Here is a 19244-nt window from a genome sequence, read left to right as displayed (position 1 = left end):
AGCGCTCATTCAGCATGGCGGCTGTTGGCAAAAGCCCGCTCATTCACGCGGGAAAGTGTGCGTGCTTTATTGTCCGCATCCACCGCGCCATCGACCAGATTATTGCCGCCGCGAATGATCTGATTGCCGGAAATCGCGACCAGTGTAACGTCCTTGGTTTCACCCGGTTCAAAGCGCACAGCCAGCCCCGCCGGAATATCCAGACGCTTGCCATAGGCTGCTTCACGGTCGAATTTCAGACGCGGATTGGTTTCAACAAAATTGAAATGGCTGCCGATCTGTACCGGACGGCTATCGGTATTGGTGACGCTGATCGTGACAGTTTCACGTCCTTCATTCAGCGCAATGTCACCCTCAGCGCAGACAACCTGACCGGCAATACCAATCTCTTCATCATCCTGCATTTTCTCCGGAACCGGCAGGAAACTGCCATAGAGTGCCAGTTTCATATCGCCTTTGTCAGCACTGATTGGCGCGCGCACGGCCACCAGCTTGGTGCCGTCTTTAAATGTGCCTTCAATTTGCACATCTTCAATCATCTCGGCCACACCGGACATCACTTCGCGTCTGCCGAGAATAGTGCTGCCGATGTGCATCAGTTGCGCGACTGAATGCTGACCATCACGGATCAACTCCAGCATGACCAGTGAGATCAGAGCCACGGCTTCCGGATAATTCAGACGCAGGCCGCGTGCGAGACGACGCTGCGCCAGCTGACCGGTGGTTACAAGCATCAGCTTGTCAGTTTCATGAGGTGTAAGATGCAATGGTGTCTCCTTTGTTTTCGGGAAACACAGGCACAGCAAATCGTAAGGCGTGCCAAAGCCTCGGCAAGCCACTATGAATTAGCAGAAACCTGTGTGAAGAATGGACGGCTGCGAAAACGAAGCTGACGCGGCGGTTTGTACTGACCGGTATCAATGACATCACGGCTCGTTCTGCGGGGCAGACAGAGTTACAGATTACACAGCATCACCACCGCATATATTCATGACAGTGAGATTCATAGCACTGATTGCCGGACGCAATACGCCCGCAAGCAGAGCCGGTTATGCCGGTAATTTTCGGATGATACGGATTAGCAATACAGAAAGGGCATCAGCACTTCGCAGCGGCTGAAACTAGCCGACGTTAAGTCCTGAGAAATGTTCCATCATGTGATTAACGACAAAAAAAGTCAGCAATCTCGGCCCTGTCATTTCAACTCTGTATGAAGAAAAAACTGCGATGCAGACTGGTCAATCTGAGTCATCGCATGCCCCGATAAAGACAGCAGTATAAACCGAAGTCAAGGGGACATTGCTGCGCTCTTCACGACTAAAAATTACAGCTAAACACAACGACAAATGTTGTTTTGTTAAATCAAAAAATGAAATTTTACACTGAATCCTAAGTCTTTCCCTGTATGGGAGGGAAGGCAAATTAATACGAAAGCCTTTGCAGTGATTTGGCACCGCCAGTTTAAGTTCAGAAAAAGCAGTTATACAGCACGACATATTATTGTCGTTTTGCTGGCTTTTTTCACACCTATACTTCTGGGACTGCCGATTTTATACTGGCAATCAGGCAATGCTTTACACGAAAGAGCCCGGTCAGCCAGTCGCGCCATTATTGAACATGTCAATAACATTCTCGATAATGCAAGGAAGGTGACAGAAGAAACCTCATCATTGATTGAGAAACCCTGTTCCGAGATTGTCGAGACGCTGCGCCTCAAAGCGACCACAACATCTTTTGTAAGATCTCTGTCCGTTATAAAAAACGATATCATAACCTGCAGCACTATTTACGGGGACACACGCCTGCCCTTAACAAATGCCCGTTTTTATGATGACCGGCTGGCTTTAATCGCAGGAAACAGAGTCTCTCCCGACCGTGCAATTCTGCTTTACAGGTGGAAAAGCGGCAACTCTTATATACTGGCAGGGATTGACGGGCTGCATATCATTCAGCTGCTCAACAGCCATGAGATGACACCGGCAACAACGCTGATTATCGGATCTTACCGGCTGGAACAGGACGGCAAAGTCCGCAACATATCCGCAGGAACCAATAGCAGTATTCTGATCCGTGCCCGTTCTGATAAATATCCGTTTTCGGTTGAGACCGGTTTCCACCATGATGCATTACGGGATTATATTTTATCCCGTCACCTTCCGCTTATCATCCTTCTCGTCATTCTTGGCGGGTTGAGCGCGGTGGCAACAAACCGGATGACTGTCAATGCCCGTAACATGACGGCTGAAGCCAAACGCGCCATCCGCAATAATGAATTTATCCCTTATTATCAGGCGATTGTCCGGAGCGACACACATGGATGGGTTGGCGCAGAAGTTCTGACCCGCTGGGATCATCCGCTTGAAGGCCTGATCCTGCCGAACAGTTTCATTCCTTTTATGGAGCGTTCCGGACTGATTATTCCGATGACTGCCGCCTTGATCCGGCGCGTTGCGGAAGAGTTTACGCCACTGGAGAAACAACTTCCGGACGGTTTCCATATCAGCATCAATATTTCAGCAGTCTATCTGGCCGACCCGGAACTGATCAAAAGCTGTCATTATTTCCTGAACCAGTTTTCGCAGAACAAAATACGGCTGATGCTGGAGCTGACCGAACGCGAAGCAATTGATCCAACGCCGGAACTCTTACAGCAAATCCATACACTGCGTCAGGCCGGAATTCTGATCGCACTGGACGATTTTGGCGTCGGCCATTCCAATCTGAATTATCTGAAAGAATTTCAGGCAGATTTGCTCAAAATTGACCGTAGTTTTATTACCGGCATTGGCAGTAATGACTTCTCCCGCCATGTTCTGCAAAGCATCATTGATCTGTCACAGCAACTGGAACTCCGGATCATTGCAGAAGGTATAGAAACCCGCCAGCAAGCTGATTATCTTCAGAAAAGAGGCGTCCAGTATCTTCAAGGCTATTATTTCTCCACGCCGCAACCCATTGCTGTTTTCCAGTCCCATATGCATAAACATTTATCAGGTCAGAAGCCTAAACGCGGCAAGTGACCAGCCACACTGTTCCGGTTTCATTACACCTGAAACATTATTTCGTCAGTTGTCATTCTGTTTGACTGAACTCTGCCAAAACAGGCAACTTCACTCAGTTCTCTGCCCTGAGCAGTCCCCATGCGTTGCCAAAAAGATACCATCCTTCTGACATTTACCCGATCTTTGTAAAAATAATTGATCACTTGGTAAACTCTTTGTAGACGCTTAAGAAAACCTTAAGTATCGCAAGGGAGCAAGTTGTCTTCCTTGCTAAAAACTGGAGCCGGTTTGTCCGTGTCATTATCCCCGCTAAAATTATCCCTGTTATTCGCCTGCGCTGCTGCTCTTTCTGCCTGTACCACCGTTCAGAATCCGCCACCTGTCGTTAATGCCACGATCATCGAGCCGCAGCCGGTAAAGCCGGAACCGGTCTCCGAACCGGAGGCACCTGCAGCAACACCGGAAACTGACAGCGCCGCGCATATGTATCGGGCAATGACGGATCAGAATTACCAGATCCCTGCTATTGATCTGACCAAACTGAAGCCGGAGCACCGCCGGACTGTTGTTGACTACAAAACCTCAGAAAAGCCAGGCACGATTATTGTCGACCAGCCTGCCCGTTATCTCTATCTGGTACAACCAGAAGGCAAAGCTATCCGCTATGCCGTAGGTGTCGGTCCTGCAGCACGCGGCTTTAACGGCGGTGATGCAATTATCGCGCATAAAGCAGCATGGCCGCGCTGGACGCCAACCCAGAACATGATCAAGCGCAATCCGACCCAGTATCTGCGCTACAAAGACGGTGTTAATGGCGGCCCGAGCAATCCGATGGGAGCTCGTGCGCTTTATATGCATAAAGACGGTATCGATACTTATTACCGTGTTCACGGCACCAACAATCCGTCTTCAATCGGCAAAGGTGTTTCTGCCGGCTGTATCCGCCTTATCAATCAGGATATTATTGACCTGCATTCCCGCGTTAAAAACGGCGCACGCATTGTTGTGAAATAAGCATAAATAATACCCTGCCCCGTGATCAGTGTATTTCGGGGCAACATCCAAACCTCAGACATAAAAATACCGCCGCAGTTTTCACAACTGCGGCGGTATTTTTTTATTCCAATCATTAAGCGGGATTATTCCCACTCAATGGTGCCCGGAGGCTTCGAAGTAATATCATAGACCACGCGGTTGATGCCGCGTACTTCATTGATAATACGGGTCGCCGCCTTGGCAAGGAAGTCCATATCATAATGGTAGAAGTCAGCGGTCATACCATCAACCGACGTTACCGCACGCAGCGCACAAACGAATTCGTATGTACGGCCATCACCCATAACACCAACGGTCTGAACCGGCAGCAATACTGCGAAAGCCTGCCAGATCTTGTCATAAAGACCGGCTTTGCGGATTTCATCCAGATAAACTGCATCAGCTTCGCGCAGGATTTCCAGTTTCTCACGGGTGATACCACCCGGGCAACGAATTGCCAGACCAGGCCCCGGGAACGGATGGCGGCCGATGAAAGAATCCGGCAGACCGAGTTCCTTACCGAGAACGCGCACTTCATCCTTGAAGAGTTCACGCAGTGGTTCCACGAGCTGCATATTCATACGCTCAGGCAGACCACCGACATTGTGATGCGACTTGATTGTAACCGAAGGACCACCGGTGAAAGATACGCTTTCGATCACGTCAGGATAGAGTGTACCCTGCGCGAGGAAGTCTGCACCACCGAGTTTAGCCGCTTCTTCTTCGAACATTTCAATGAACAGACGGCCAATGGTCTTGCGCTTCACTTCCGGATCAGTTTCACCTTCCAGAGCGGAGATGAAACGATCCTGTGCATTCACCAGAACCAGCGGCATGTTGTAATGTTCTTTGAACATTGCAACAACCTGCGCCGCTTCATCCTTACGCATCAGGCCATGATCAACCAGAATACAGGTCAGCTGATCGCCGACTGCTTCATGGATGAGCAGCGCTGCAACGGAAGAGTCCACGCCGCCTGAAAGCGCGCAGATAACCTTGCCTTTGCCAACCTGTTTGCGGATGGCTTCAACAGCCTGTTCGCGATAAGCGGACATTGTCCAGTCCGGCTTGATACCGGCAATATTATGGACGAAATTCTGCAGGAGTTTCGCGCCGTCCGGTGTGTGCACCACTTCCGGATGGAACTGCACCGCAAAATATTTGCGTTTTTCATCGGCAATGGCTGCAAATGGTGCATTCGGCGATGTGCCGACAACTTTGAAGCCTTCCGGCAGCGCTGTTACACGATCACCGTGGCTCATCCACACCTGATGGCGGGTGCCTTTGGCCCAGATGCCGGAAAACAGTGCGCTGTCCTCGTTCACTTCGAGGAACGCACGGCCGAATTCACGGTCATGGCCGCTTTCGACCTTGCCGCCCAGCTGCTCGCACATGGTCTGCTGACCGTAGCAAATGCCCATAACCGGAATACCGGCTTCAAACACTGCCTGTGGTGCGCGCGGACTACCGATATCGGTGGTCGAATGCGGGCTGCCGGACAAGATCACAGCTTTCGGATTGATGCGCTTGAACGCTTCATCTGCCAGCTGGAACGGCACGATTTCGGAATAGACTCCGGCCTCGCGCACACGCCGCGCTATCAGCTGCGTGACCTGACTGCCAAAGTCAATGATAAGGATAGTATCGGGATGGGTGCTCATGGGCAGCATCTAGAGAATTATGTTGATTGTTGCAAGCCGGAATCGAAACCCGCGACAATATATTAGGGTACAAACAGCGGAGATAAGATCAGTCGCCGGATTTTACCGTCAGCGGCACTGTACGCTCAAGATCAGCCTTGTAAAGACCCGGATCCGGATGACCGGTTGTTTTAACCAATGTGCTCTGTAACATTGCCGCTTCCAGCAAACGCACAGCCTGTGCCAGTTTCTCATCAATAATATGCAGATAACGTGTCCAGTCAGACACCTGCTTCACGGCTTCATCACCATCAGAAATACCACGCAGACCGATCAGCGGCACAGCAAAACGCTGACAGGTGCGCAGGATCGCAAAGCTCTCCATATCCACCATATCCGCATCAATGTCATTATAGGCAGAACCGGTGACGATATTTGCGCCTGTGGACAAGGACGCGCTGGCAACACCCGGAATATGATATGGCAGAGGAATGATGATCGGGAAATCGGCAGATGGTGTCTGGCCTTTGGCATAGCCGAGAGCCGAAGCATCCATATCGCGGTAACCGACATTCACCGCCTGATAAATCTCAGTCTGCACCAGCTTTGCCGAACCGGCAGACCCAAGTGACACCACCAGATCAGGCAAAGCGCCGCGCATGGAAAGATCGGCCAGAACAGCAGAAACCACAACAGCCGCCTCAACAGGACCAATACCGGTAATCAGCGGCTTGAACATAGCCTGCAAATGCGGACCGTATTCTGAAGGGGACGCCATAACAAACAGAACTTTTTTGCCGCCGAAATCATGCACATATTGCAGCATCGACATAGCATTTTCTGAAGCACCCTGTACCGGCGCGGACATAATCTTGGTCATTCTAACACCTGAGGCCATCAATACAGACGATTGCGGCACACCCTTTTATTCGGACTTGCGCGGAGCTTTGGGATAAATCCGCACGAGGTTCAAATCAAAAAGCTGTTTACGGAAATTCTTCTGTAAACAGCACACTCAGGACAGGTGTTCAGAGGATAACCTAGTCCTGCAAATCTTCGCGATCTTTCACCACCATCAGCGTCGCTGTCATCGTGGCTACCAATTTCACTTCAGTCTCACCAACGGCAAATGCCTGACCGTCGCTGACCATAATCGTACGTCCCTGCTTGGTTACATTACCGCGGAACAGAAAATGGTCGCCTTTACCGGGTGCCAGCAGATTGACCTTGAACTCGATGGTCAGCACTGCGGCATCCGCCGGCATCATTGTCAGCGCCGAATAAGCGCAGACAGCATCAAGAGCCGTAGACACAATTCCCGCATGTAAAAAACCATGCTGCTGGGTCAGATCGGCACGAAACGGCAATTCTACTTCAACCACACCCGGTTCGCAGCGTGTGAGTTGCGCGTCAATCAGCTTCATCGCCGCCTGACGTGCAAAACTTTTCTCTACCCGTTCTTTGAAATCCGGTTCTGCTATTCTCGGTACTGCCATAATATCCCTCAGCCTTGCACACTGAATGTCAGTTTTATGGCATCTGCATAACAGTCTTCAGAACCTATTCCAACCACCGGCTCGCACAAAGCATGCCCATGTACGACCGGAAACAGGATATATCCTCATAGACATATATTTATATCGGATATTGCTATTCAAGCCTAACTAATAGCGCAAACAGAAAAAAATACCAGCTTTAATGGCTAAAAAGCCCGTATTTTTTCAATATTGTGATCAGGATCAGAAAAATACCTGACACTCAGACAGGCTGATTTTGCAAAACAGCGATATAGAAGCCGTCTGTATCCGTGGAAAGAGGCGAGAAGACGGCACCGAAATCCGGATAATGTGGTTGTGCCAGATCAGTTATGCCGTTCCACAAATCAGCCATCGGCAGCGCTGTATAATCAGAGTTCTCGCTTAAGAAACGGGCAATCTGCCGGTTATTCTCGGAGGCAAACAGCGAACAGGTCACATAAACCAGCCGACCGCCCGGCTTGACATAATGTTTGGCTGCTTCCAGCACTTGCATCTGGTCAGCAACGCGGCGCTCAAGCTGCACATCTGTCAAACGCCATTTGGCATCAGGACGACGGCGCCATGTACCGGAACCGGTGCAAGGCGCATCGGTCAGTACAATATCCATCTGACCTTTATAAGGCTCCAGATTTTCCGGCCGGTTATGCACCTGTGTATTGCGCACGCCCGCGCGGCTCAGGCGATCATGAATCGGATTAAGGCGCGAGCGCTCAGCATCATAGGCATGGATCTGCCCTTTATTCTGCATCGCAGCGGCTAATGCCAGCGTCTTACCACCCGCACCGGCGCAATAATCCATAACCTGCTGACCGGGCTGCGCACCAACCAGTTTCGCGGCAAGCTGCGAGCCTAAATCCTGCACCTCATACCAGCCATCGAGAAAAGCCTGCTCGGTCTGTACATTCGGATGGCGGCCCAGAGCACGCAAAGGCGGAATACGCACTGCTTCCGGCAGAAAAGGTGCAGCTTCTGCACCGGCGTTTTTCAGACCCTCCAGTGCGGCCAGCACCTTATCGCGATTGGTTTTCAGCGTATTGACCCGCAGATCAACCGGCGGGCGTGTGGCAAGTTCAGCGGCCTGCGCAACCCAGTTCTCACCAAACAAGGCTGAAAATTCCGGCACCCAGCTCTCAGCAATATCCGCACGGATATAATCCGGAGCATCTGCCAGATCACGGCCTTCCCAAGCCTGCAAGCGCTCCGCTTCAAGCGGTGCCGGTGCAAATTTATCACCGGCCAGATTAGCTTCCAGCCATTCGCCGCCCATATCCTGATCGCTCAGGACAGAGGCATAAACCAGTGCGCGGGCATCCTGCGCATCCATCCGCCAGCCGAGAGAAAGTTTACGACGCAGAACATCATAGACAAGATTACCGATCACGGCGCGGTCGCCGGCACCAGCAAAACGGTGCGCAGCGCCCCAGTCTTTCAGCGCATCGGAAGCAGCACGGCTCTGGCGTTCAATATCTTCCAGCACTTCTATCGCTGCCTGCAACCGTCCGCCCAAACGCATCTTTACCGCTTTCCTGTCTGTATCTTGTTCATCTGTTCTCACCGCATAGCTTAAAATACGCCAAAGTGAAACGACCTGAACAAAAGAAAAAGCCGGAGCAGTGATACTCCGGCTTCTTTGTATTGCGCTTTCAGCACTTATTCTGCAGCAGTCTGCTTTTCCTCATTGGAAATTGTATTGGCTTCATAGCCATGCGCTTCTTTGAGGGCTGCACGTACACCCGCTTCATAATCCGGATGGATCAGCTTGAAGTGGCCGAGCTGACGCTCAATGATAAAGCCCGGAACCCCACCCATTGCCGCAGCAATATTCGAGAACAGACGGCTCTTCTGACCTGCATCAAACAGGTTGAACAGCGCGCGCGGCTGCGAATAATCATCATTGCCGATACGGTGATTATAACGATCCGCATCGCCGGAGATTTTCAGCGGCGGCTCTTTCGCCGAAGGCAGTTCAACCGGACCATTGAATGAATTCGGTTCATAATAAGCATCGGAATTTCCCGTTGCGATGCCGCCATAAGTATTCATCTGGCCATCGCGGTGATAGTGATGCACCGGACAAGCAGGCTTATTCACCGGAATCTGCTCATAATGAGTGCCGAGACGATGACGATGGGCATCCGCATAGGAGAACACACGCGCCTGCAGCATCTTATCCGGCGAATAACCGATACCCGGCACGATATTCGACGGCGAGAAAGCAGCCTGCTCGATTTCCGCAAAATAATTATCAGCGTTACGGTTCAGCTCCATAATACCGATATCCATCACCGGATAATCCGCATGCGGCCAGACTTTCGTCAGATCGAACGGGTTATAAGGTGTTTTATCGGCATCGAGTTCAGGCATGATCTGAACCTGCACCTTCCAGCGCGGGAACTCACCTTTTTCAATCGCACCAAACAGGTCGGCCTGCGTGGATTCGCGGGTCTGGCCGACAACTTTTTCGGCTTCTCCATTGGTCCAATGTTTATGGCCCTGCATGGTTTTGAAGTGGAATTTCACCCAATAACGCTCACCGGCATCATTCCAGAACGAATAAGTATGCGAGCCGTAACCATTGATGTGACGCACATCAGTCGGCAAACCACGGTCAGACATCAGGATGGTCACCTGATGCAGGCTTTCCGGCGACAATGACCAGAAATCCCACATGGCTGTGGCAGAACGCATATTGGTTTTCGGATGACGCTTCTGAGTGTGAATGAAGTCAGGGAATTTCACAGGATCGCGCACGAAGAAGACCGGCGTATTGTTACCAACAAGATCCCAGTTGCCTTCTTCAGTATAGAACTTCAACGCAAAACCACGCACATCGCGCTCGGCATCTGCTGCACCGGCCTCACCGGCCACAGTAGAGAAACGCGCGATCATCGGGGTCTTCGCACCCGGCTGCAAGGCTTTGGCTTTGGTAAATTTGGAAATGTCACCGGTAATGGTCAGTGTACCATGGGCACCCCAGCCTTTGGCATGCACCGCACGCTCAGGAATACGCTCACGGTTCTGATGTGCCAGTTTTTCGATCAGCTGGTAATCGGTCATCAAGACAGGACCGCGCTCGCCTGCAGTCAGGGAATTCTGGTTATCCGGTATTGGTGAACCGGCACTGGTGGTCATAATCGGACGATCGGCCATTTTTAACTCTCCCTTGTATGATTGGCTCTGTTTTGAACCATTATAAAAAAACCTGCATGACAAGATTATGACGGGCGCAGAACCACCATCAGGGATCCGGCACCAGTCAAAACATGTATTAAATATTCAATTTCAATTGCTTAATCATATACATTGATCAGAACTGAAATTGCATTCTCATGCTCATTCTAAAGAATAGAACTATTCTAACCATAATTTCCAATTGAATTTCCTGCAAATATTGATAGGATTTTCTTATCATGTTTACAGTCAAACAAATGCGTTATTTCGATGCGCTCGCCACTCATCTGCATTTCCGCAAAGCAGCGGAAACGGTATTCGTTTCACAACCCGCTCTGTCCGCACAAATTGCGGAAATGGAAAATCTCGCGGGCAGCCCGCTCTTTGAACGCGCCAATAAAACGGTTCTGCTCACAGAACTCGGCCACACACTCTGGCCGCGCATTAAAGTGATTTTGCAGGAAATCCGTGCGCTGGAAGAACTGACCGAGCAGAAAAGCGGTATTTTACAGTCACGGCTGCGGCTTGGCATCATCCCAACCATTGCCCCCTATTTGCTGCCGGATCTTATTCAGGCGCTGAAACAGCAATATCCGGCACTGACGCTGGAACTGCGCGAGGCACTGACCGACAAGCTGCTGGAAGAATTGCGCAATGGTGAACTCGATGCGGTGATTGCCACTATGCCGGTGCATGATCCCTATCTGACGGGTAAACACTTGTTTGATGACCGGTTTCTGATTGCCACTTCCAGCAATAATAATGATGTCCTGCCCTCACCACTCACGCAGGGCAATGCGGCATTGGAAAAACTGCTGCTACTTGAGGAAGGCCATTGCCTGCGCGATCAGGCACTTGAGGTCTGCGCTCTGCCGCGCGAGCGTACACTGGTGAATTTCGGTGCAACGAGCATGGCCACGCTGCTGCAAATGGTCAGCAATGATATGGGACTGACACTGATACCGGAAATCGCCATCCGCTCTGAGGTTCCGCATAAACGCATTCGCATTGTACCATTCTCGGATGATTGCCCGAAACGTCAGGTCGGTCTGTTCTGGCGTAAACAGAGCCTGCGCTTAGCTGATTTTAACGCTCTGGCCGAACTGGCCAGACAAGCAGCACAGCCTTTACTGCTTTCCGAAACTGAGATTACAGAGCTTCCCAAGCAATAAAAAGGCCGGTTAAACCGGCCTTTTTTCTATTCGTCTTATACGCTGCCCGGATAATTCGGGCTTTCACGGGTGATAGTCACGCCGTGCGAATGGCTTTCACGCAAGCCCGCATTGGTGATGCGAACAAATGTTGCCTTCTCACGGAATTCCGGCAGTGTTTTTGCACCGACATAACCCATCGAAGCACGCAGACCTCCGGCCAGCTGATGCAGGATATTGGCAACAGGGCCTTTATAGGCAACCTGACCTTCAATACCTTCCGGCACCAGCTTCAGCTCATCGCGCACTTCCGCCTGGAAGTAACGGTCAGCGGAACCGCGTGCCATCGCACCAACGGAACCCATGCCGCGATAGGATTTATAAGAACGCCCCTGATGCAAGTAAACTTCGCCCGGGCTTTCTTCTGTACCCGCCAGCAGCGAACCGGCCATCGCAGCAGATGCACCGGCAGCCAGTGCCTTGGCGAAGTCACCGGAGAATTTAATACCGCCGTCAGCGATAACCGGAATACCGGCTTTCTGAGCCACTTCAACAGCGCCCATAATCGCGGACAACTGCGGTACACCAACACCGGCAACAATACGGGTGGTGCAGATCGAACCAGGTCCGATACCGACTTTAACCGCATCGGCACCGGCATCAATCAGAGCCTGTGTTGCCGCACCGGTTGCCACGTTACCGGCAAGGATACGTACATCGGAAGACAGTTTCTTCATGCGGGTCACCGCATCCAGAACACGCTGCGAGTGACCGTGGGCAGTATCAACCACCAGCAGATCAACACCGGCTTCGATCAGACGTTCCGCCCGTTCAAAACCATCATCGCCAACGGAAGTTGCAGCAGCAGCACGCAGACGACCCTGCGCATCTTTAGCGGCATTCGGGTTGAGCTGCGACTTTTCCATATCCTTGACGGTGATCAGACCGGTGCAACGACCCTGCGCATCAACAACCAGCAGTTTTTCAATGCGATGTTGGTGCAGAAGACGCTTGGCTTCTTCCTGATTAACGTTTTCACGCACGGTGACCAGATTTTCACGGGTCATCAGTTCGTAGATTTTCTGTGCAGGGTCAGAGGCAAAACGCACATCGCGGTTGGTCAGAATACCGACCAGACGACCCGGGCCTTTACCGGCATTTTCAACAACCGGAATACCGGAAATACCATGCATGCGCATCAGCGCCTGTGCATCAGCCAAGGTTGCGTCAGGGCCGATGGTGACAGGGTTTACAACCATGCCGGATTCGAACTTCTTAACGCGCAGAACAGCTTCTGCCTGTAATTCCGGTGTCAGATTACGGTGAATAACGCCGATACCACCAGCCTGCGCCATAGCAATCGCCAAGCGGGACTCAGTCACTGTATCCATCGCTGCGGAGAGCAGCGGCAGGTTCAGTTCAATACCTTCAGCAATGGTAGTGCGCAGATCGACCTGACCAGGCATAACCTCGGAATGACCGGGTTGCAGCAAGACATCATCAAAAGTCAGCGCGTATGCGCCGGTGGATGATTCAACAATTTTCGCCATGGCCAATTCCTTTAAACAGGTAAAACACCCTGTGGGAGCAGAGGGTGCAACGACTCTTATCGTTTCAATTGAATTGGCAGCGGCTGGTAACACGGATATGACTTTTTGAAAAGACTATTCGTGAAAATAGCGTAAATTTTACCAGATCTTGTATCAGGCAGCTTAATTACAGCTAAAATGACGGCTGAATTCCTTCCGTCCTGCCGATGTAAAATGCAAGGCACGTCCCTGTTCGCGGCGTAGCCAGTTGCGCTCCAGCATCATGTCCAGCACTGCCGCACCCAGCGCACCACCGAGGTGATGGCGGCGCTCACTCCAGTCCAGACAATGCAGACAAAGCGGACGGCGTTTGCTTTCCAGCGACTTCAGCTCAAGACCGAGTGTGTGGAAAAATTCACGCCCCTGATCTGTCAGTTGCAAATCTTCCTGCTCTGTCGCTTGCAGATAATTACGCGCCGTCAGGCCGTTGAACAGCGTGACACCCGTCTCACCCGCCAGATGATCGTAGCAAATCCGCGCCTCACGCAAGGCTGCATCTTTAGGGCCTGTACGTACCCGCACAGCACCCGTGCGTTGCGCCAACCCCATCAAGGCTTCCAACACTTGCGCCACATCTGCACCTGACAAACGGAAATAACGATGACGCCCCTGTTTTTCAGCAGTGAGCAAACCGGCATCACTCAACTTGGTGAGATGTCCGCTGGCTGTCTGCACGGTGACACCGGCCACACCTGCCAGTTCACTGACCGTCAAAGCACGGCCATCCATCAGCGCAGTGAGGATGTTTGCGCGGGCGGGGTCGCCGATCAATGCGGCGACAGAAGCTATGACAGGGCCATCTTTCATAGTTCGATGATAACCGAAACATCGATGCACAACAATAGCCTATTTACTGCCCTGACACAGCATAAGGAGACTCCCCATGATCGCCGTTATCTTTGAAGTTTTTCCCGCCCGCGGACAGAAAAACACCTATCTGGACATTGCCGCCAGCCTGAAAGAGGAGTTGCAACAGATTGACGGGTTTATCTCCGTTGAGCGTTTTCAGAGCCTGAGTGATCCAGACAAAATTCTCTCCCTCTCCTTCTTCCGTGATGAAGAAGCCGTGAAAAACTGGCGTTCAAGCTTCATGCACCGCTCGGCGCAAGCTGCGGGGCGCAGCGGTGTTTTTGCCGATTACCGGCTGCGGGTGGCCGATGTTACCCGCGATTACGGCTTAAACAGCCGCACACAGGCACCACAGGACAGCCGCAGCTTTCATCATGAGCGGGAACTGACCTGACCTCAAAACATCAGCCTGCCCATTCACCACATTAGATGTCGCGTCCAGAACGATATCTCACCAAACTTGGCATACACTTTGGCCAGCATTGCAAAGACCTTCATCCACTATTCGCACATTTATTCATCTGGTGATTTATCTGGGAGGAAAATCCATGAGCAGTAACCGTGGTGTCGTTTATACGGGTCCGGGACAGGTTGAAGTACAGAATATCGCAGATCCGGTTTTTGCCGACCCGACAGGACGCAAGATCGAACATGCGGTGATCCTCAAAGTCATTACAACGAATATTTGCGGCTCCGACCAGCACATGGTGCGCGGCCGCACCACAGCGGAAGCAGGTCTTGTACTCGGCCATGAAATCACCGGTGAAGTGATTGAAAAAGGCGCGGATGTAGAAATGCTGGAGATCGGCGATATCGTCTCCGTACCATTCAACGTGGCCTGCGGCCGCTGCCGCACGTGCCGCGCGCAGGATACCGGCGTGTGCCTCACCGTTAATCCGTCCCGCGCCGGTGGCGCCTATGGTTATGTCGATATGGGTGGCTGGATCGGCGGTCAGGCCAAATATGTCACCATTCCTTATGCCGATTTTAACCTGCTGAAAATTCCGGATCGCGATCGCGCGCTGGCCAAAATCCGTGATCTGACCATGCTGTCCGACATTCTGCCAACCGGCTTCCACGGAGCAGTTAAAGCCGGTGTCGGTGTTGGTTCCATCGTTTATGTGGCCGGTGCAGGCCCTGTCGGTCTGGCGGCTGCTGCTTCTGCCCGCATTCTCGGTGCAGCCGTGGTGATGATCGGTGACTTCAACAAAGAGCGTCTTGCCCATGCCAAGAGAGTCGGCTTTGAACCGGTTGACCTTTCCGCCTCTGACCGTCTCGGCGATCTGATTGCCGATATTACCGGCAGCAATGAAGTGGACAGTGCCATTGATGCCGTGGGCTTTGAAGCACGCGGCCATGCAGGCGGCGAGCAACCGGCAATTGTGCTTAATCAGATGATGGAAATCACCCGCGCGGCTGGCAATATCGGTATTCCGGGGCTCTATGTGACCGAAGATCCGGGTGCAGTGGACAAAGCCGCCAAAGTTGGCAGCCTTTCCTTACGCTTCGGCCTCGGCTGGGCAAAAGCACAGAGCTTCCACACCGGCCAGACACCAGTGCTGAAATATAATCGCCAGCTGATGCAGGCCATTCTCCACGACCGGCTGAATATTGCGGAAATCGTCAATGCGCAGCTGATCTCGCTGGATGATGCACCGAAAGGCTATGAAAGCTTTGATCAGGGCGCCGCGAAGAAATTCGTCATCGACCCGCATGGCGATCTGCTGAAATCAGCCTGAGAATGATTTGATACGAAACAGCCCCGCATGATAGCTCATGCGGGGCTGTTTTTTGTTTCCGTCTCTTCGAGGTGTCTTTAAATTTACGCCTCTTCGAGGCTTCTTTTATTTCACGCCTCTTCGAGGCTTTTCTTGTTTCACGCCTCTTCGAGGCTGGCACCGAGAAACAGCTGCCCGACACGCGGATCAGCCAGCAGCGCATCTGCCTTGTTATGCATCCGCGTCTGCCCCTGCTCCAGCACCAAACCATAGTCAGACATCGCCAGTGCCGCCTTGGCATTCTGCTCAACCATCAGCACCGTCACGCCTTCATCGCGCAGACGGATCAGCGTACGGAATGTCTCGCTCACCATTTGCGGTGACAAGCCAATGGACGGTTCATCAATCAGGATCAATTTCGGATCAAGCAGCAGTGCGCGGGCAATTTCCAGCTGCTTCTGCTGACCACCGGAGAGTGTAATCGCTTGCTGATTGGCTTTCTCTTTGAGGATCGGAAATTGCTCCATCACCTCATCAATGCGGCGTGCAACCCTGCTCTGATCCGGTGCGGAAATACCGCCGACCTCCAGATTATGCTTCACCGATAGCATAGGAAACAAGTTGCGCCCCTGCGGGACATAGCTCACGCCATGAGCCAGCATTTTAGCAGGCACCTGCCCTGTCACATCCTTGCCGTTGAGCAGAACCTGCCCTGAGCGGATATTCAGAAGGCCGAAAATCGCTTTGAATACAGTAGACTTCCCCGCTCCGTTAGGGCCGATCACTGTGGTGATCGTGCCTTTTTCAATGCGGAAAGACGTACCGTTGAGAATGGTCATCTTGCCGTAGCCGCCAAAGACCTGTTTCAGTTCCAGCATGGCTCAGCCTCCCAGATAGGCTTCAATGACGTCCGGATTGTTACGCACGGTTTCCGGATCGCCTTCGGCAATGATACGCCCGTTTGCCAGCACAATAATGCGCGTGCAGAGCGACATGACAAATTCCATATTATGCTCGATCACCACAAAGGTTGCTCCGCGCTCACGGTTGAACGCCTTGAGCCGCTCTTTGAGGTCGGCCAGCATGGTGAGATTAACCCCGCCTGCGGGTTCATCCAGCATCACCAGCTTCGGCCCCGCCATAAAGGCCATAGCCGCGTCGAGCAATTTCTGCTGCCCGTAAGACAGAGAACCTGCTTTTTCATGGGTCTGATGTGTGAGACGGAAGAACTCGATCATCGTCTTCGCTTCTTCAGTCAAACCGGCATCCGGACGACCGAACAAACGCGACAGCATCGAGCCTTTATGCTCCTGACCGGCCAGAATAATATTATCCAGCACGCTCATATCCGGAAACACCTGCAGCATCTGGAAGGTGCGGCCGACGCCGAGCTTATTGAGATCGCTTGGGCGTTTGCCCGCAACATTCTGCCCGTCCACCAGCACCGTGCCATTTGTGGCAGGCAATTGCCCGAGAATACAGTTGAACAAAGTGGATTTGCCACTGCCGTTCGGCCCGATCAGGCCGAGGATTTCCCCTTCATACACCTCAAAGGATACATCATCCACAGCGGTTACCCCGCCGAAATTCTTGCTCAGATTACGCACGGAAAGAACAGGATTCATTGGTTTTTCTCCCCGTTGCTGTCGAGCGCAGCTTTTGTCGTCCATGCGGTTGCCTGCGGATTACGGCGCTGCTTCAATGCATTCTTGGCACGCTCAGCCAATCCCAAAAGTCCTGTCGGGCAGAATACCATCAGCACAATCACCAGTACCGCATAGAGCATCAGATAATAGCCTTCGGTAAAGCGCAGGAATTCCGGCGCCAGCACGATCAGGAAAGCCCCCAAGACCGGCCCGAAGAAGAAGCCAGCACCGCCGACAATCACCATCAGCAGGATTTTGAGCGAGATTGGCAGACCGAAAGAATGCGGCTCGATATATTGGGTGAGTTGCGCAATCAGACCACCCGCAAGACCGCCATAGGCAGCACCGATAGCAAAGGCCAGCAAGGTCATTTTACGAACATCAACGCCAAGACTATTGGCGCGGATCGGGTTCTCACGCAGGCCTTTAAATGCCCGCCCCCAAGGAGAGCGGATAATGCCGTAAAGCGCCAGTGCCGTCACCACAAACAGGCCAAGCACGAAATAATAAAACGGCGTGGCCATCATGGTTTTCATGCCGAAAATTTCCGGACGCGGAATACCCGTCAGGCCGTAAGTCCCGCCGGTCAGCCACTCTTCATTACGCAGCACGAGGATAACCAGCGCATTGAAAGCCAGCGTGACGAAAGCCAGAAAATGATGCTGCACACGCAAAGCCGGATAACCGAGCAGCAGACCAAGCACAAAGCACAGCAGCATTGCCGCAATCAGCGCGAATGGCCATGCGATACCAGCCATCGTCATCAGCGCCACAGTATAGGCACCCAAAGCCATAAAACCGGCCTGCGCCAGCGAAATCTGCCCCGCATAGCCGAGCGTCAGATTAAGCCCCATGGCAGCAATGGAATAGATCAGCCACGACGACAGTACCAGCAATCCATAATTGGATTGCGAGAACGGCAGAGCGATCAGAATTGCCAGACCGGCCAGCAGAAGGAGTATTTTGCGAAGGCTCATATTGTACGTCCTTCCGCCTTGCCGAGCAGCCCCTGCGGGCGCACGAGAATAATCACAATCAGCAGGATCAACGGCACTGCCGAGCGATAGGATGCGGAAATATAAGCAGCTGAGAGATTATCAATCACGCCGATCAGCAGACCACCGGCCAAGGCACCACGAATCTGGTTAAAGCCGCCGACAATCGCCGCGATAAAGGCGATCAGCCCCAGCGTTTCACCATTGGAGAATTTCGCCAGATAGATCGGTGAAATCAGAACAGAAGCCAGCAAAGCCAGCGCACCATTGATCAAAAATGTATAGAGTATCATACGCTTAACCGGCACGCCGAGAATTTCCGCCACCTGCGGGTTTTGCGCTGTTGCCTGCATACAGCGCCCCGTCTTGGTGCCGTTGAGGAAGAATTGCAGCAGTGCCACAGTGCCAAGCGAGATCGCCAGAACCGCAATATCCTGTACCGAGATCGCCGCTCCGAAAATATTCAATGTGCGGTCGGTAAACAGCGCCGGAAACGGCATGGCTTCCGCCGTATAGAATTGTTTGACGCCTTCTTTCAGCAGAATGCCCAACGCAATTGTCGCAATAACAATCGGCAGCACGCCATGCGGCAGCAACGGATCAATGATGATACGCTTGAAACCATAGCCCAGAAACAGCAGTGTCAGCACCAGTGCCAGCAAAATGGCGACCGGAAAACTGAGACCTAAAATCTGTGTGCCTGCCAGCACAAAAAATGCGGGCAGCATGACAAATTCGCCCTGCGCGAAATTGATCGTCTGTGAAGCCTGCCAGAGCAACGTAAAGCCGATTGCCACAAGGGCATAGATCGAGCCTGTTGCCAGACCCGATACCAGCAACTGAAAGAAAGTAGCCATCAGGAAAAGTCCGTTTTGCGGGCATAATCCGGCGGGACATACCCGCCGAATTA

At 52.3% G+C, this 19244-nt stretch carries 17 protein-coding genes; 5 read left to right on the top strand and 12 right to left on the bottom strand.

The window, feature by feature from the left end:
- Positions 1–5 precede the first annotated feature (5 nt).
- Entirely contained in the window at positions 6–767 is a 762-nt protein-coding gene (gene ureB, locus HBA93_RS09990) for an urease subunit beta (RefSeq protein WP_221723169.1), read from the bottom strand.
- 675 nt (positions 768–1442) lie between these two features.
- On the opposite strand from ureB, the gene HBA93_RS09985 reads away from it, so the two are divergent.
- A complete protein-coding gene (locus tag HBA93_RS09985) occupies positions 1443–3020 on the top strand; it encodes an EAL domain-containing protein (protein ID WP_221723168.1) in 1578 nt (525 codons plus the stop codon).
- Between the two features lie 276 nt (positions 3021–3296).
- Positions 3297–4016, top strand: a complete 720-nt coding sequence (locus HBA93_RS09980) for a L,D-transpeptidase (RefSeq protein WP_353619341.1) — start codon at positions 3297–3299, stop codon at positions 4014–4016.
- A 125-nt stretch (positions 4017–4141) separates the two neighbouring features.
- Here the strand turns inward: HBA93_RS09980 and guaA are convergent, their stop codons facing one another.
- The 5 genes from guaA to katA all read right to left on the bottom strand — a co-directional run bounded on the left by guaA (position 4142) and on the right by katA (position 10365).
- On the bottom strand, positions 4142–5698 hold the full coding sequence (gene guaA / locus HBA93_RS09975) for a glutamine-hydrolyzing GMP synthase (protein WP_221723167.1): 1557 nt from the start codon (positions 5696–5698) through the stop codon (positions 4142–4144).
- A gap of 88 nt (positions 5699–5786) precedes the next feature.
- Positions 5787–6503 carry a 5'-methylthioadenosine/S-adenosylhomocysteine nucleosidase gene (locus HBA93_RS09970; RefSeq protein ID WP_286201862.1) on the bottom strand — a complete coding sequence of 239 codons (717 nt, stop codon included), beginning with the start codon at positions 6501–6503 and terminating at the stop codon, positions 5787–5789.
- Between the two features lie 214 nt (positions 6504–6717).
- Entirely contained in the window at positions 6718–7173 is a 456-nt protein-coding gene (locus tag HBA93_RS09965) for a PaaI family thioesterase (RefSeq protein ID WP_221723166.1), read from the bottom strand.
- A gap of 262 nt (positions 7174–7435) precedes the next feature.
- On the bottom strand, positions 7436–8728 hold the full coding sequence (locus HBA93_RS09960; RefSeq protein ID WP_221723165.1) for an RsmB/NOP family class I SAM-dependent RNA methyltransferase: 1293 nt from the start codon (positions 8726–8728) through the stop codon (positions 7436–7438).
- A 137-nt stretch (positions 8729–8865) separates the two neighbouring features.
- A complete protein-coding gene (gene katA, locus HBA93_RS09955) occupies positions 8866–10365 on the bottom strand; it encodes a catalase KatA (RefSeq protein ID WP_221723164.1) in 1500 nt (499 codons plus the stop codon).
- Positions 10366–10625: 260 nt separating this feature from the next.
- On the opposite strand from katA, the gene HBA93_RS09950 reads away from it, so the two are divergent.
- Entirely contained in the window at positions 10626–11558 is a 933-nt protein-coding gene (locus HBA93_RS09950) for a hydrogen peroxide-inducible genes activator (protein WP_221723163.1), read from the top strand.
- Positions 11559–11593: 35 nt separating this feature from the next.
- Here the strand turns inward: HBA93_RS09950 and guaB are convergent, their stop codons facing one another.
- The gene (gene guaB, locus HBA93_RS09945) at positions 11594–13087 is read right to left on the bottom strand and encodes an IMP dehydrogenase (protein WP_075654446.1); all 1494 of its coding nucleotides are present in this window, start codon (positions 13085–13087) and stop codon (positions 11594–11596) included.
- Between the two features lie 162 nt (positions 13088–13249).
- Positions 13250–13933 (bottom strand): ArsR/SmtB family transcription factor, encoded by a 684-nt coding sequence (locus HBA93_RS09940; RefSeq protein ID WP_221723162.1) that lies wholly within the window; start codon positions 13931–13933, stop codon positions 13250–13252.
- A 76-nt stretch (positions 13934–14009) separates the two neighbouring features.
- On the opposite strand from HBA93_RS09940, the gene HBA93_RS09935 reads away from it, so the two are divergent.
- Together HBA93_RS09935 and fdhA are read left to right on the top strand one after the other, a co-directional pair.
- Positions 14010–14369, top strand: a complete 360-nt coding sequence (locus HBA93_RS09935) for an antibiotic biosynthesis monooxygenase family protein (protein ID WP_122094689.1) — start codon at positions 14010–14012, stop codon at positions 14367–14369.
- Between the two features lie 154 nt (positions 14370–14523).
- Positions 14524–15714 carry a formaldehyde dehydrogenase, glutathione-independent gene (fdhA, locus tag HBA93_RS09930; RefSeq protein ID WP_121991829.1) on the top strand — a complete coding sequence of 397 codons (1191 nt, stop codon included), beginning with the start codon at positions 14524–14526 and terminating at the stop codon, positions 15712–15714.
- Positions 15715–15851: 137 nt separating this feature from the next.
- Here fdhA and HBA93_RS09925 read toward each other — a convergent pair whose 3' ends face one another.
- Genes HBA93_RS09925 through HBA93_RS09910 form a run of 4 tightly spaced genes read right to left on the bottom strand, consistent with a single transcriptional unit; the run spans position 15852 to position 19191 of the window.
- The gene (locus HBA93_RS09925) at positions 15852–16571 is read right to left on the bottom strand and encodes an ABC transporter ATP-binding protein (protein ID WP_221723161.1); all 720 of its coding nucleotides are present in this window, start codon (positions 16569–16571) and stop codon (positions 15852–15854) included.
- A 3-nt stretch (positions 16572–16574) separates the two neighbouring features.
- Positions 16575–17318 (bottom strand): ABC transporter ATP-binding protein, encoded by a 744-nt coding sequence (locus HBA93_RS09920; RefSeq protein ID WP_121991831.1) that lies wholly within the window; start codon positions 17316–17318, stop codon positions 16575–16577.
- Positions 17315–18316, bottom strand: coding sequence for a branched-chain amino acid ABC transporter permease (locus HBA93_RS09915; protein ID WP_221723160.1), 1002 nt, complete (start codon positions 18314–18316; stop codon positions 17315–17317). Before HBA93_RS09915 ends, HBA93_RS09920 begins: the two co-directional genes overlap by 4 nt.
- A complete protein-coding gene (locus HBA93_RS09910) occupies positions 18313–19191 on the bottom strand; it encodes a branched-chain amino acid ABC transporter permease (RefSeq protein WP_221723159.1) in 879 nt (292 codons plus the stop codon). Before HBA93_RS09910 ends, HBA93_RS09915 begins: the two co-directional genes overlap by 4 nt.
- Positions 19192–19244: the final 53 nt, after the last annotated feature.

This window comes from Ochrobactrum sp. SFR4, from assembly GCF_019730395.1.
Lineage (GTDB): Bacteria > Pseudomonadota > Alphaproteobacteria > Rhizobiales > Rhizobiaceae > Pseudochrobactrum.
This window is presented reverse-complemented; position numbering and strand designations above follow the sequence as displayed.

Excerpts from the sequence above, each read along its gene's own strand:
- guaA (WP_221723167.1), bottom strand. The coding sequence starts at position 5,698 with ATGAGCACCCATCCCGATACTATCCTTATCATTGACTTTGGCAGTCAG.
- HBA93_RS09970 (WP_286201862.1), bottom strand. The coding sequence starts at position 6,503 with ATGCTGCAATATGTGCATGATTTCGGCGGCAAAAAAGTTCTGTTTGTT.
- HBA93_RS09965 (WP_221723166.1), bottom strand. The coding sequence starts at position 7,173 with ATGGCAGTACCGAGAATAGCAGAACCGGATTTCAAAGAACGGGTAGAG.
- HBA93_RS09960 (WP_221723165.1), bottom strand. The coding sequence starts at position 8,728 with ATGCGTTTGGGCGGACGGTTGCAGGCAGCGATAGAAGTGCTGGAAGAT.
- katA (WP_221723164.1), bottom strand. The coding sequence starts at position 10,365 with ATGGCCGATCGTCCGATTATGACCACCAGTGCCGGTTCACCAATACCG.
- HBA93_RS09950 (WP_221723163.1), top strand. The coding sequence starts at position 10,626 with ATGTTTACAGTCAAACAAATGCGTTATTTCGATGCGCTCGCCACTCAT.
- guaB (WP_075654446.1), bottom strand. The coding sequence starts at position 13,087 with ATGGCGAAAATTGTTGAATCATCCACCGGCGCATACGCGCTGACTTTT.
- HBA93_RS09940 (WP_221723162.1), bottom strand. The coding sequence starts at position 13,933 with ATGAAAGATGGCCCTGTCATAGCTTCTGTCGCCGCATTGATCGGCGAC.
- HBA93_RS09935 (WP_122094689.1), top strand. The coding sequence starts at position 14,010 with ATGATCGCCGTTATCTTTGAAGTTTTTCCCGCCCGCGGACAGAAAAAC.
- fdhA (WP_121991829.1), top strand. The coding sequence starts at position 14,524 with ATGAGCAGTAACCGTGGTGTCGTTTATACGGGTCCGGGACAGGTTGAA.
- HBA93_RS09925 (WP_221723161.1), bottom strand. The coding sequence starts at position 16,571 with ATGCTGGAACTGAAACAGGTCTTTGGCGGCTACGGCAAGATGACCATT.
- HBA93_RS09920 (WP_121991831.1), bottom strand. The coding sequence starts at position 17,318 with ATGAATCCTGTTCTTTCCGTGCGTAATCTGAGCAAGAATTTCGGCGGG.
- HBA93_RS09915 (WP_221723160.1), bottom strand. The coding sequence starts at position 18,316 with ATGAGCCTTCGCAAAATACTCCTTCTGCTGGCCGGTCTGGCAATTCTG.
- HBA93_RS09910 (WP_221723159.1), bottom strand. The coding sequence starts at position 19,191 with ATGGCTACTTTCTTTCAGTTGCTGGTATCGGGTCTGGCAACAGGCTCG.